The following is a 12,663-nucleotide window of genomic DNA, read 5'->3' as shown; positions in this document are numbered from 1 at the left end:
TTGCGCTCGCGCGTTCCCCGCACCAGGGCTGGGCCCGCAGGGGCCGCGACTAGACTCGTCGAGTGATCGATCTCGCCCTTCTCCGTGACGCCCCTGACCTCGTGAAGCGCTCGCAGGAAGCCCGCGGCGAGTCGCCTGACACCGTCGACGACGCCCTCGCGGCCGACAAGGAGCGCCGCACGGCGATCACCACCTTCGAGGAGCTCCGCGCCGAGCAGAACGCGCACGGCAAGCGTGTCGCGAAGGCGCCGAAGGACGAGAAGGCCGCACTGGTCGCCGAGGCTAAGGACCTCAGCGAGCGGGTGAAGGCCGCGCAGCAGGCCGTGACCGTGGCAGAGGATGCCGCATCCGCCGCGCTCGCGCGCATCGAGAACATCGTCATCGACGGCGTCCCGGCCGGTGGTGAGGACGACTTCGTCACCCTCCGCACGCACGGCGAGCCGGTCTCCTTCGACTTCGAGCCGCGCGACCACCTCGCCCTCGGCGAGATGCTCGGCGCGATCGACACCGAGCGCGGTGCGAAGGTGTCGGGTGCGCGCTTCGCCTTCCTCACCGGCGTCGGCGCGCGCCTCGAGCTCGCCATCATGAACCTCGGGATGCAGCGGGCCCTCGACGCCGGCTTCATCCCGGTCATCCCGCCGACCCTGGTCCGCGCCGAGGTCATGCGCGGCACCGGGTTCCTCGGTCAGCACGCCGACGAGGTCTATCGACTCGACGACGACGACCTCTACCTCGTCGGCACGAGCGAGGTGCCCCTCGCCGGGTACCACATGGACGAGATCCTCGACCTCGAGCGCGGCGCGAAGCGCTACGCGGGCTGGTCGACCTGCTACCGGCGCGAGGCCGGGTCGTACGGCAAGGACACCCGCGGCATCATCCGGCTGCACCAGTTCAACAAGCTCGAGATGTTCGTCTACACGACGCCCGAGGATGCCGAGGCGGAGCACCTGCGCCTCGTCGAGATGCAGGAGCGGATGCTGCAGGACCTCGGCCTCTCGTACCGGGTCATCGACGTCGCCGCCGGCGATCTGGGCTCGTCCGCCGCCCGCAAGTACGACGTGGAGGCGTGGGTCCCGACCCAGGGCGCGTACCGCGAGCTCACGTCGACGTCGAACTGCACGACGTATCAGGCCCGTCGCCTCGACATCCGTCACCGTCCGGAGGGCGGTCGCACCGCTCCCGTCGCGACGCTGAACGGCACGCTCGCCACGACCCGCTGGATCGTCGCGCTGCTCGAGACGCACCAGCGCGAAGACGGCTCGGTCGTCATCCCCGAGGTCCTCCGCCCGTACCTGGGCGGCCTCGAGGTGGCGGAGCCGATCGCGTGACCCTGTCTGCAGACGAGGCGGCCGAGGTCGTCGAGGAGATCGCGACGGATGCCGCCGAGCCCCCGCGCGAGCGGTTGCTCATCGCCCTCGACGTCGACGGCACGATCCTGCTCGAGGACGAGACCTACAGCCCCGGCGTCGTCGACGCGATCGCCGATGCGCAGCGCGCCGGGCACGAAGTCATGCTCGCGACGGGGAGGTCGTGGGAGAGCACGGGCAGGATCATCGAGCGCCTGGCGATCACGCCCGAGTACGTCGTCTGCTCCAACGGTGCGGTGATCCTGAAGCGCACGGGGTCCACCGACTCACCCGTGTACGACCGGTTCCACACCGAGCAGTTCGACGCCACCGAGGTGCTCACGCTTCTGCGCGACCACCTGCCGACGGCGCGCTACATGGTCGAGCTTCCCAGCGGTCGCCGCCTGTTCACGCACCACATGGATGACTGGAACCTCGCGAACGCCGACCGGGTGAGCTTCGAGGAGCTCTCGGCCGACCCCGTCTCGCGTGTCGTCGTCGTGTCGGAGCAGGACACCGATGAGGACTTCGTCGAGTTGGTCGCGCGCATCGGCCTCAACAAGGTCTCGTATGCCGTCGGCTGGTCGGCCTGGCTCGACATCGCCCCGCAGGGCGTCGACAAGGCGACCGGTCTCGAGCTCGTCCGCGGCTGGCTGGGCATCGAGCCCCAGAACGTCGTCGTCATCGGCGACGGGCGCAACGACATCGGCATGTTCCGGTGGGCGCGGGCCCATGGCGGACGCGCGATCGCGATGGGCCAAGGCCCCGAAGAGGTGCTGTCCGAGGCGTCGGAGCTCACGGCATCCGTTACCGAGGGCGGCGTCACGGCCGTGCTGAAGGCCCTCTGACCTGGCCGTTCAGGCGTCCCCCAGGCGTTCCCGCGAGAATGGACGGGTTCTGGGGTCGGCTAGACTCGGCCTGTTCGACCGCCGCCGTTCGGCGGGGTCGGGAGGGTTGTCCGAGCGGCCGAAGGATCCGGTCTTGAAAACCGGTGGGCAGCAATGTCCCGTGGGTTCGAATCCCACACCCTCCGCACTGTCCGAAAGGTGATCCGTGAGCGCTAGGCACGATGCGAAGGCGACGAAGTTCCGCCGCCAACCCGTGGCTCGTCACGGTGAGCTGACCTCCCCGCATCCGCTCCGTCAGGTCTTCACGATCCTGGCTGCCGTCGTCGCCGTCGTCCTCGTGAGTACGACGGCGATCGGCGGGTTCTACGTGTGGGACGCCGCGCGCAGCCTCAGCGACAACGGCGTCTCGATCGGCGACGAGGGTTCGGAGCTGCCGCCGCACATCGGTGAGATCGAGGGCGGCGTCAACATGCTCGTCGTCGGCACCGACTCGTGCGAGGGTCAGGATCTGAAACTGTTCCCGCGCTGCAAGCACGACGACGGCGGTGAGCGCAACGACGTCACGATGCTCGTGCACATCAGCGATGCGCCCCGCCGCGTGACGGTCGTCTCGTTCCCCCGCGACATGATCGTGCCCATCCCCTCGTGCCAGAACCCCGAGGGCGGCTCGTACCCGGCGATGAGCGCACAGATGATCAACGTCTCCTACAGCTACGGCGGACTGGGGTGCTCGGTCGCCACCGTCGAGGAGCTGACGGGCGTCGACATCCAGTTCGCGGCGGCGATCCGCTGGACGGGTGTCATCAACATGTCCGATGCCATCGGCGGCGTCGACGTGTGCCTCAGCGACGACATCAAGGACAAGCACACGGGACTGAACCTCAAGAAGGGCGAGCAGACTCTCGTCGGCGCGCAGGCGCTGCAGTTCCTCCGCATCCGTCACGGCATCGGCGACGGATCGGACCTCGGTCGCATCTCCAACCAGCAGCAGTTCATGAGCTCGCTGGTCCGCAAGCTGCAGTCGGGTGCGGTCCTCTCGAACTACCCGGCACTCCTGAACCTCGCGAACACCGCGATCCGTCAGGTGAACGAGAAGCAGCTCGTCCTGAGTGAATCGCTCACCAACCCGCAGCGCATGGTGCAGATCGCCATGGCCGTCGCCGACGTCCCGTACAAGGACATCGTCTTCGTCCAGTACCCCACGGTGTACGCGCCCGGGGGCGCGCGCGTCCTGCCGGTCTCGTCGGCCGCGGACGTGCTGTTCACGGCGCTGTCCGAGAACAAGCCCATCAGGGTGACCGGTTCGGCCAGCGGCGGCAACGGCGTCGAGGTCGTCGGCGAGGCTGAGGGCGACGGCGGCACGCCGGGCGCAACCGGCACGCCCGGCGCGACCGACACGCCGACTCCGGGTGCAACCGGGGAGGCCACCCCGGGCGCCGACGACGGCACCGTCGAGCTGCCCGGCGAGATCACGGGGCAGTCGGCGAACGAAGTGACCTGCACGGTCGCGCAGCGCTGACGGCCGGTTCGGTACCGGTCCGCGGAACCGTTATGCTTGCGGGGTGCATTCGCGCCGTTCGCGGTCGGATGCCTGGAGACGTCGCATAGTCAGGCCTAGTGCACCACCCTGCTAAGGTGGAGTCCCCTTACGGGGACCGAGGGTTCAAATCCCTCCGTCTCCGCAGTGAAAAGCCCCGGTATACCGGGGCTTTTCTGTTTCTGCACGTCCGTCTCACGGGGCGTCGACGCGCTCGTGCTCGTCTGTCGTCCTCGCACTGCTCAGGGTGAGCGCCCCGATGAGGGAGATCGCACCGACGGCGATGGCGACCGCGATGAAGGCGATCTGCTCGCCGTGGAAGTACGTGGACGTCAGGGCCGGGCTCCAGGTGCCGTCGGGAAGCGTCGCGGCCACCAGTACCGCGATCACCGTGCCCACGAAGGCCGTTCCGATGCTCGACCCGACCTCCTGTGCGGTGTCGTTGAGTGCGGCGCCCATCGATGTGCGGTCCTCGGGCACGGCCCCGATGAGGGCGACCGCGCAGATGCTCATGACGGTGCGCAGGCCCGCCGTCATGACGACCATGGCGACCGCGATGGCGAGGTAATCCTGCTCGACGGCCCAGGCCATGGCTCCCAGGCCGGCTGTCAGCAGCACGGCACCGATGACGCAGGCGATGCGGTGTCCGAATCGGCGGATCAGCGCCTCGGTGAGCGGGGCGGCGAGGATCATGGTCAGGATGAGGGGCAGATTGGCGAGCCCCGCGGCCATCGGGCTCCATCCCCAGGCGTACTGGAAGTGCAGAATGAGCGCGAACATCACGCTCGCCATGGCCACGGAGGTGCCGATCTGCGCGAGCGCCGCACCGCGGATCGTGCCCACGGAGAAGAGGGAGAGGTCGATCATCGGGGCCGAGGATCGGCGTTCGTTCACGATGAAGAGAACGATGGATGCCGCGGCGCCGATCCCGACGAGCAGTGTGACCGGAGCGAACCATCCGAACTGGACTCCGCTCGTCAGTGCGTAGCAGGAGAGCCCGACGGCCATCACGCTCAACGCCGCCCCGGTCAGATCGAGGCGGTCTCGCGTCAGTCCGCGCGGGTCGTCGGCGGGGACGCCCAGGCGCACTCCGACTCCGGCGAGGAGGGCGATCGGAGCGTTGATCAGCAACAGCCACTGCCAGGGCAGGTGCGTGAGGATGGTGCCGCCGAGCAGGGGGCCCACGACGAAGCCCGACATGCCGACGACCATCATGAGGGTGATCGCCCGCATCCGCAGGGCGGCGTCGTCGAAGAGGCGGAACACGAGCGAGTTCGTGATCGGGGCCATCGCGGCGGCGGCGACGCCGAGCGCGGCGCGGACCGCGATGAGCCCGCCGATGCTGTTCACGAGGAGGACGGCCAGGCTGACCACGCCGAATGTCGCGAGGCCGATCTGCAGGACCCGCCGCCGGCCGAAGCGATCGGCGATGGAGCCGGCGGTGAGCAGCAGCCCGCCGAACGTCAGCGAGTACGCCCCGGTGATCCACTGCAATCCCGTCGTGTCCCCGCCGAGGTCTCGGCCGATGGTCGGGAGGGCGATGGACAGCAGGGTGTTGTCGACCATCTCCACGAAGAAGGCGAGACAGAGCGCAGCGAGCGGAACCCACGCGGCTCTGAGCGAGGTGTAGACGCGGGGGGAGGTGGTGGTCACCGTCATGAGAGCTCTTTCCATCGAACAGCGTTCGACTATCGAGCGCCGTTCGATACGATAGAACGATGTTCGATAGATCACAACACTCGGTTTCCCGTGTGATGTGATGGCTGTCATGACCGAGCAGGCGCAACCACCCCGCCGACGCGCCCGCGCTCCGCGCGAGCGCTCTCGAACGTCGCATTCCATCGACGCCGTCATCGCCGGCGCGATCGAGATCCTCGACGAGTCGGGATCGCAGGGGCTGACGACGCGGGCGCTGGCGACCCGGCTCGGCGGCGGGCCCGCGAGCATCTACTGGTACGTCTCGGGACGGGAAGAGCTCCTCGACCTGGCCGCCGATTCCGTGCTCGGGGGCGTCCTGGCCGCCGTATCAGACGTGGGTCGCGAGGGGAGCGGCGATCCGATCGAGAACGTGAGGACGATCGCCGTCGCGATGTTCGATGTCATCGTCGATCGCCCCTGGCTCGGGGCGTATGCCATGCGCAACACGGCGCGACAGGTCCATTCGCTACAGCTGTACGAGAAGCTGGGCGAGCAGATCATGCGCCTGGGGCTCTCGCCGCGGGACTGCTTCCATGCGACATCGGCGATCGTGGGGTTCGTCATCGGCACCGCCGCCGACATGGGGCAGCAGCTCCCTCCGGAGGTCGCGTCCGGCGACGTGGGCCGCGACGAGTACCTCGCCGGAGCCGTCCACCAGTGGCGGGCCCTCGATCCCGAGGAGTACCCGTTCATCCACCACATCGTGGACGAATTCGCCGGTCACGATGATCGTGACCAGTTCCGGGCAGGGCTCGATCTTCTCCTCGACGGACTCCACCTCAGCGCAGGTCGCTGATCGGAGGCGGCGTCGGTGTCAGCCGGCGACCGCTTCGTCCTGATCGGGCTCGGGGACGACCCGCAGCCCGCCGGGCGAGTTCGCCGTCGACATCAGCGCGTCGATCCAGGCCGGGTTGATCGGCCCGATGGCGCGCGAGTGGTAGCGGATGTCCCAGCTCGTCGACACCCCGACCCAGCGCGAGACTCGCCCGCTGCCCAGGCTGGGGTCGACGGTCCACGTGAGGATGAACGGCTCGCGGCGTCGGAGCTTAGCCACCATCACGACCTCGAGATGACCGAGGAGACGGTCATCGAATGTGACCGTCTCGCTGCCGAAGGCCAAGCGTCCCATTTCACCAAGCTTACGGCGTAAGCAGACAAACGAGTGCGAGAAGAGAGAGGATCAGGAAGGAGGCTCCCATGAGCAATCAGTCCGAGCGGTCATCCGGTGCGAGGTTGAGTCGCGCCGCCATCATCGATGCAGCGCTGAGCCTCGTCGACCTCAAGGGTCCGGCGGGCCTGTCGATGCGCGCTCTGGGGGCGGAGCTGGGCGTCGAGGCGATGTCGCTCTACCGTCATGTGCACGGCAAAGAGGATCTTCTCGAAGGCGTCGTCGACGAACTGACGGCCGAACTCGTCGTGGTCATGGAGCGCGAGGCCGCGGGGCATTGGCAGACCTTCCTCCAGAACGTCGCGCACGCGGTGCGGGACATCGCCGTCGCTCACCCCCGCGCATTCCCGCTGATCGCGACCCGGCATCCCGCCGCGCCCTGGCTCAGGCCGCCGCTGCGGAGCATCGAGGCGGTGGACATCTTCCTCCGGGTGCTGCTCCAGCACGGCTTCACGGACGAGCAGGCCGTCGGGGCGTACCGGGGGTTCAGCAGCTTCCTCATCGGTCAGCTGCTGCTGGAGGCAGCCGTGCGCGGTGCCGACGTCGGAGGGACGCTCGCCGGCCAGGGGGAGACCGGGCCGGTTTCCACCGGCGAGGCGCAGGTCGCCTCCCTGGATGATGCCCCCGAGGTGCTGCGCCTGCGGCCGCTGCTGAGCGAGGACCACAGCAAAGAGGAGTTCGACACCGCCCTCGAGATCCTCCTCGACCGGCTCGAGGTCGACCTCTCGCTGTAGCAGCGATGGTGCGCGCACGCGCGATTAGCACGATCTGCGGGCAGATGTCGATCCGCGATGCGCGCGAACGTCAAGGACGGTAACGACCGGTCACGGAGCGTCTCGCAAGTCGTCCTCGAGGTCGCGGCGGGCTAGGAATGTCGCAGTCACAGCGAACATCCACGCCCGGCGCACCACGAGGAGACCATCCCATGTCAGACCAGAACCAGACCCCGCAGAGCGACCTCCGCGCCGCCGTCGCGGGAGACAAGAAGCGCACCCGGATCGGCATCGCGATCGCGATCGCCGTCGTCGCGGTCGGCGCGATCGTCGGCGGAGTCGCCCTTGCGCTCCCGGCGCTCCGGCCCGCCGATGCCGCCGCGGCCGGCGGTGCAAGCCCAGCTGAGCCGATCAGCGTCAAGATCGCCGTGTCGGAGGACAGCCCGTTCCAAGATGCGGTCAAGGAGGTCGCCGCCGAGAAGGGCCTGAACATCGAGTGGGTCAACGTCCAGGACTGGGTCCTGCCCAACACCGAGCTCGCCGCCGGCACGGTCGACGCCAACGCCTTCCAGCACATCCTGTACCTCAGCGCCTTCAACACCGAGAACGGTTCAGACCTCACCCCCGTCTTCTCGACGCTCATCACGCAGTGGGGGATCTTCTCCGCGACCGCGAAATCCCTCGACGACATCGGGGACGGCGCGAAGATCGCCATCCCCGACGACCCCTCCAACGGAGGTCGCGCGCTCAACATCCTCGAGGCCGCCGGCCTCATCACCCTCTCGGCCGACAAGGGCGACTTCCCCGCCGTCGAGGACATCACGGCGAACCCGAAGAAGCTCCAGTTCACCGAGATCCCCGCGACGTCGATCGCTCAGCAGTTCACCGACCCGAGCCTGGCTGCGGTCGTCGTGGGCACGTCGTACTTCGACCCGAGCCAGAACATCGGCTCCGACGATGCGCTCTTCCTCGACAAGGCGCTCTCCGAGCAGAACCTGCCGTACGTCAACGTCATCGCCACCCGTGAGGACAACAAGGACAACCCCGCGTGGAAGATCCTCAAGGACGTCTACGCCGACAAGCGCGTCGCGGCGGCCAACGAGAAGGAGAACCAGGGCTCCGTGGTGCTCGTCGACGTCCCGGTCGAGCAGCTCCGGACCAAGCTCGCCGACCTCGAGAAGCAGGCCGCGAAGAACTGACGGCTGCCGCTCGCGACCGCACCCGGCTGAGATGAGGAACCCATGAGCACCGCCATCGCCTTCGAGAACGTCTCCAAATCCTTCACGTCGAAGGGACGCACGGTCGACGCCCTCCGCGACGTCAGCCTGACGGTCGAGAAGGGCGAGATCTTCGGGATCGTCGGCTTCTCGGGCGCCGGCAAATCGACCCTGCTGCGCACGGTCAATGCGCTCGAGCGGCCGACGAGCGGAAGGGTCGTCGTCGACGGTCGCGAGATCTCAGCCCTCCAGGGCCGTGCCCTGTACGCCGCGCGGCAGCGCATCGGCATGGTGTTCCAGCAGTTCAATCTGCTCGAGTCGCGGAACGTCTACAAGAACATCGCCTACCCGCTGCGGCTGGCGGGCCTGTCCGAGGCCGAGACCCTCGACCGCGTCGAGGAGCTGCTGCGGTTCGTCGGGCTCACCGACAAGGCGCTCGCGTACCCGTCGCAGCTGTCGGGCGGCCAGAAGCAACGCGTGGGCATCGCTCGCGCGCTGGCCACCCGGCCCGACGTCCTCATCTCGGATGAGGCGACGAGCGCACTCGACCCGCAGACGACGGGTGAGGTCCTGGCCCTCCTCCGGCGGGTGAATGAGGAGTACGGCGTCACCATCCTGCTCGTCACCCACGAGATCGACGTGGTCCGCGAGCTCGCTCACAAGGTCGCGGTCATGGAGGACGGCGCGGTCGTCGAGCACGGCAGCATCTACGACGTCTTCTCCTCGCCGCGGCATCCGACCACACGACGATTCGTGTCGTCGGTGCTGCACCACATCCCGTCCGCCGAGGCGCTCGCGAAGATCCGCGCCGTCCATCGCGGACGCCTCGTCCAGCTGCACGTCGAGGACCGTGACACCAACCACCCGTTCCTCTCGCAGGTCTCCCGCGCGCACGACGTCGACGTCAACGTCGTCTTCGGGGGCGTCGACGAGCTGCAGGGGCGGTTGTTCGGCAGCTTGACGGTGGAGCTCCTCGGAACGGATGCCGCCGTGGATGCCGCCATCGAGGGTCTCCGCGAGACGACCACCGTCTCCGAGCTGCCGGAACCGGACGCCCGGGTGATCGCGAAGGAGGCCGTTCATGCGTGACTTCGACCCGAACGCCTTCTTCCCCCGCTTCTGGGTCGCCGTCGGCGAGACCGGGCTCATGGTGGTCGTCGCCTTCGCGGGAGCCGCCGTCATCGGCGTACTGCTCGGGCTGCTGCTCTACGCGAGCCGCCCCGGCAACCTCCTGCAGAACCGGGCGATCTTCGCGGTGCTGAACCTCGTCATCAACGTGGTCCGTCCGATCCCGTTCCTGATCGTGGCGATCGCCCTCATCCCGCTCACGAGGTCCCTCTTCGGCACCGGGCTCGGCCCCCTGCCGCAGACGATCCCACTCATCATCGTCGCGTGCGTCGCCATCGCCCGCGTCTCGGAATCGAACCTCGTCGCGGTGAGCCCCGGGTCGATCGAGGCGGGGGCTGCGATGGGCGCGAGTCCCGCCCGGGTGCTCTTCACCATCGTCGTCCCCGAGGCCCTCGGCCCGCTCACCCTGGGGCTGACCTACATCCTGGTCGCGCTCGTCGACGCGACGGCGGTCGCGGGAGTGCTCGGCGGCGGCGGACTCGGGTCGCTCGCCATGAACTACGGATACCAGCGCTTCGACTGGATCTCGGTCGGCATCGTCGTCCTCGCCCTCATCGTGCTCGTCCAGCTCGCCCAGTTCCTCGGCAACGCCGTGGCGCGGAAGGTGATGCACCGGTGACCGGGCGGTTCGAGGACCTCCTCGCCCGCGTCGCAGTCGACGCGCCGCAGCGCGAGCGCGAGCGGCGCCTGCTGACCGCGGAGCTCGCCGAGCTGCGCGAGATCGGCTTCGGCACGTGGCGGGTGCCTGCGGCATCCGGGGGTTCCCCGATCTCGCTGGAGGAGCAGTTCGCCCGCCTCATCCGGCTGTCCGCCGCGGATGCCAGCCTCGGCCACGTCTGGCGCGGTCACCTCGCGTTCGTCGAGTCGCTCCGGCTGCAGCCGATCGAGCTGGCGCAGCCGTGGTTCGAGCGGATCCTCGCGGGGGATTTCGTGGGCAACGCGCAGTCCGAACGGCACGACACGGCGCACCTCGAGACGCGGATCGACCGCACGAGCGGCGAGCCGCTGCTGTCGGGGACGAAGTACTACACGACCGGCAGCATCTACGCGGACTGGATCCACCTCGCGGCCCTCGACGGGGACGAGCGGGTCGCGGTCACGGTGTCGGCCCACCACCCGGGGGTCCGGTCGACCGACGACTGGGACGGGTTCGGGCAGCTGCTCACGGGAAGCGGGACGACGGTGTTCGATCGCGCGCCGGTGGCGGAGGACGGCATCCTCGTGGCGCCCGCCGAAGGCGCTGAGGCGCGCGGACACCACCTGGGGGCGATCCTCCAGCTCACCCTCCTCGCCGTCATCGCCGGCATCGCCCAGCGCGCCCTCGACGACACCGTCGAGTTCGTGACCCCGCGGCGGCGGACCTTCGGGTTCGCGGGCGAGACGCTTCCGCGCGAGGACCCGCTCGTGCAGCTCGTGGTGGGGGAGCTCGACGTCGTCGCGGCGACGACCCGTCGGCTCGTGCTATCGGTCGCCGCTGACCTGGGCGCAGCATCCGATCGGGGAGCGAGCGCGACGGAGATGCGCGAGATCCAGTTCGAGGTCTTCCGACTCCAGGAGCTCGTGCCTCGTCTGGTCCTCGACGCGACGACGCGCTTGTTCGAGGTGGGCGGCGCATCGGCGGTCGGCACGGGGCGAGCGCTCGACCGTCATTGGCGCAATGTCCGCACGATCGCCTCGCACAATCCGGTCATCCAGCGCACGCGTGCGCTCGGTCAGGTCACCCTCACCGGCACGCTGCCGGCGTGGCAGGCGCCGGGAGCGCAGGCGCCCCGTCCTGCGGAGGTCGCGCTCGCATGACTCGGGTCGCCGATGCGGTGGAACGCTTCGCCCCCGTCTTCGACGAGGTGGGGCGGGATGCCGTCGCCCGCGAACTCGCGCGGAGACTGCCGCACGACGAGGTCGCTCTTCTGCGGCGCGCCGGGTTCACCCGGGTGACGGTGCCCGAGGAGTTCGGCGGCGGCGGTGAGCCGCCATCGGTGCTGTTCGCCCTCCTCGCCGAGCTCGGCCGTCGTGATCCGAATCTCGCGCAGCTGCTCCGTTCGCATTTCTCCTTCGTCGATCGGACGATCCTGTCGCCCGATTCCGAGGAGCGCTCCCGCAGGCTCGCCCTGGTGGCAGGCGGCGCCATCATCGGCAACGCGACCCACGAGCGATCGTCGGCGAAGGTCGGCGCGCTGTCGACGACGTTGACGGGGTCGCCCGACGGGCTCCGCCTCGACGGCACGAAGTACTACAGCACCGGGACGCTGTTCGCCGATCTCGTCTCCGTCGCCGCGCAGGACGACGACGGGGCTCTCGTCGCGGCACTCGTGCCGACCGCGGCGGCCGGGGTCGACGTCGTCGACGACTGGCGCGGCTTCGGTCAGCGCCTCACCGGGAGCGGGACGACCGTCTTCCGCTCGGTCGTCGTCGACGAGGATGCCGTCGCCCGCCGCGTCGTCGGCGGCCCGTCGCACGGCGGGGCCTTCGTCCAGCTCGTCCTCCTGGCCGCCGCCGCGGGGATCGGGCGCGCGATCGTCGACGACGCGGTCGCGTTCGTGCAGAAGCGCACGCGGACCTACAGTCATGCCTCGGCCGCGACGGCCCGTGAGGACCCACTCGTGCAGGAGACCGTCGGTCGGCTGTCGGCGCTGTCGTTCACGGCGGATGCCGCGCTCACGGCCGCGGTCGCGGGACTCGACGCGTCGGTCGCCGCCCAGTCCGCCGGTGTCTCGGGTGATGCGCTGCGCGACGTGATCGCCCCCGTCGAGGCGGCGACGGCCCGCGCGCAGCTCGTCGTCCTCCCCGCCGTGCTCGAGGCGGCCACTCTGCTCTTCGAGGTCGGTGGGGCCAGTGCGGTCGACACCGACCTCGCCCTGGACCGACACTGGCGTAACGCCCGAACCCTGGCATCCCACAATCCCCTCGCCTTCAAGGCGCGCGCACTCGGCGACCTGCTGCTCAACGACACCCCCGTGCCCGGGTGGTGGAGCACCGGCGAAGCCTGATCCGCAGCGACGCCCGAAACC

At 69.2% G+C, this 12,663-nt stretch carries 12 protein-coding genes and 2 tRNA genes; 12 read left to right on the top strand and 2 right to left on the bottom strand.

All coding sequences use genetic code 11. The annotated features are described in order from the left end of the window. Nucleotides 1-62: 62 nt before the first annotated feature. The 5 genes from serS to AC4NN1_RS09485 all read left to right on the top strand — a co-directional run bounded on the left by serS (nucleotide 63) and on the right by AC4NN1_RS09485 (nucleotide 3,876). Nucleotides 63-1,328 (top strand): serine--tRNA ligase, encoded by a 1,266-nt coding sequence (gene serS / locus AC4NN1_RS09505; RefSeq protein ID WP_020097918.1) that lies wholly within the window; start codon nucleotides 63-65, stop codon nucleotides 1,326-1,328. Beyond that, complete coding sequence (locus AC4NN1_RS09500; RefSeq protein WP_363456667.1) at nucleotides 1,325-2,194, top strand: HAD-IIB family hydrolase; 870 nt, start codon at nucleotides 1,325-1,327, stop codon at nucleotides 2,192-2,194. Before serS ends, AC4NN1_RS09500 begins: the two co-directional genes overlap by 4 nt. Nucleotides 2,195-2,294: 100 nt before the next feature. After that, nucleotides 2,295-2,379, top strand: a tRNA-Ser gene (locus AC4NN1_RS09495). 68 nt (nucleotides 2,380-2,447) lie between these two features. Continuing rightward, nucleotides 2,448-3,713, top strand: a complete 1,266-nt coding sequence (locus tag AC4NN1_RS09490) for an LCP family protein (protein WP_018185581.1) — start codon at nucleotides 2,448-2,450, stop codon at nucleotides 3,711-3,713. A gap of 74 nt (nucleotides 3,714-3,787) precedes the next feature. Then, nucleotides 3,788-3,876 (top strand) — tRNA-Ser (locus AC4NN1_RS09485). Nucleotides 3,877-3,926: 50 nt separating this feature from the next. Here the strand turns inward: AC4NN1_RS09485 and AC4NN1_RS09480 are convergent. Further along, on the bottom strand, nucleotides 3,927-5,390 hold the full coding sequence (locus tag AC4NN1_RS09480) for an MFS transporter (RefSeq protein ID WP_491955129.1): 1,464 nt from the start codon (nucleotides 5,388-5,390) through the stop codon (nucleotides 3,927-3,929). Nucleotides 5,391-5,490: 100 nt separating this feature from the next. Here AC4NN1_RS09480 and AC4NN1_RS09475 point away from each other — a divergent pair, with 100 nt between their 5' ends. Continuing rightward, nucleotides 5,491-6,225, top strand: coding sequence for a TetR/AcrR family transcriptional regulator (locus AC4NN1_RS09475; RefSeq protein WP_018185579.1), 735 nt, complete (start codon nucleotides 5,491-5,493; stop codon nucleotides 6,223-6,225). Between the two features lie 18 nt (nucleotides 6,226-6,243). On the opposite strand, the gene AC4NN1_RS09470 is transcribed toward AC4NN1_RS09475, so the two are convergent. After that, nucleotides 6,244-6,558: a DUF7882 family protein gene (locus tag AC4NN1_RS09470; protein WP_018185578.1), complete on the bottom strand. Its 315-nt coding sequence runs from the start codon at nucleotides 6,556-6,558 to the stop codon at nucleotides 6,244-6,246. 68 nt (nucleotides 6,559-6,626) lie between these two features. On the opposite strand from AC4NN1_RS09470, the gene AC4NN1_RS09465 reads away from it, so the two are divergent. The 6 genes from AC4NN1_RS09465 to AC4NN1_RS09440 all read left to right on the top strand — a co-directional run bounded on the left by AC4NN1_RS09465 (nucleotide 6,627) and on the right by AC4NN1_RS09440 (nucleotide 12,642). Next, entirely contained in the window at nucleotides 6,627-7,331 is a 705-nt protein-coding gene (locus AC4NN1_RS09465; RefSeq protein WP_491955128.1) for a TetR/AcrR family transcriptional regulator C-terminal domain-containing protein, read from the top strand. Between the two features lie 191 nt (nucleotides 7,332-7,522). After that, a complete protein-coding gene (locus AC4NN1_RS09460) occupies nucleotides 7,523-8,509 on the top strand; it encodes a MetQ/NlpA family ABC transporter substrate-binding protein (protein ID WP_018185576.1) in 987 nt (328 codons plus the stop codon). 42 nt (nucleotides 8,510-8,551) lie between these two features. Next, nucleotides 8,552-9,616: a methionine ABC transporter ATP-binding protein gene (locus AC4NN1_RS09455; protein WP_336125902.1), complete on the top strand. Its 1,065-nt coding sequence runs from the start codon at nucleotides 8,552-8,554 to the stop codon at nucleotides 9,614-9,616. Continuing rightward, nucleotides 9,609-10,274, top strand: coding sequence for a methionine ABC transporter permease (locus AC4NN1_RS09450; protein ID WP_018185574.1), 666 nt, complete (start codon nucleotides 9,609-9,611; stop codon nucleotides 10,272-10,274). The genes AC4NN1_RS09455 and AC4NN1_RS09450 overlap by 8 nt, the downstream gene beginning before the upstream one ends. Beyond that, entirely contained in the window at nucleotides 10,271-11,452 is a 1,182-nt protein-coding gene (locus AC4NN1_RS09445; RefSeq protein ID WP_491955127.1) for an acyl-CoA dehydrogenase family protein, read from the top strand. Before AC4NN1_RS09450 ends, AC4NN1_RS09445 begins: the two co-directional genes overlap by 4 nt. Beyond that, nucleotides 11,449-12,642, top strand: a complete 1,194-nt coding sequence (locus AC4NN1_RS09440) for an acyl-CoA dehydrogenase family protein (protein WP_491955126.1) — start codon at nucleotides 11,449-11,451, stop codon at nucleotides 12,640-12,642. Before AC4NN1_RS09445 ends, AC4NN1_RS09440 begins: the two co-directional genes overlap by 4 nt. Nucleotides 12,643-12,663: the final 21 nt, after the last annotated feature.

It is taken from the genome of Microbacterium sp. MDV22-iso44, assembly GCF_058629135.1.
This window is presented reverse-complemented; position numbering and strand designations above follow the sequence as displayed.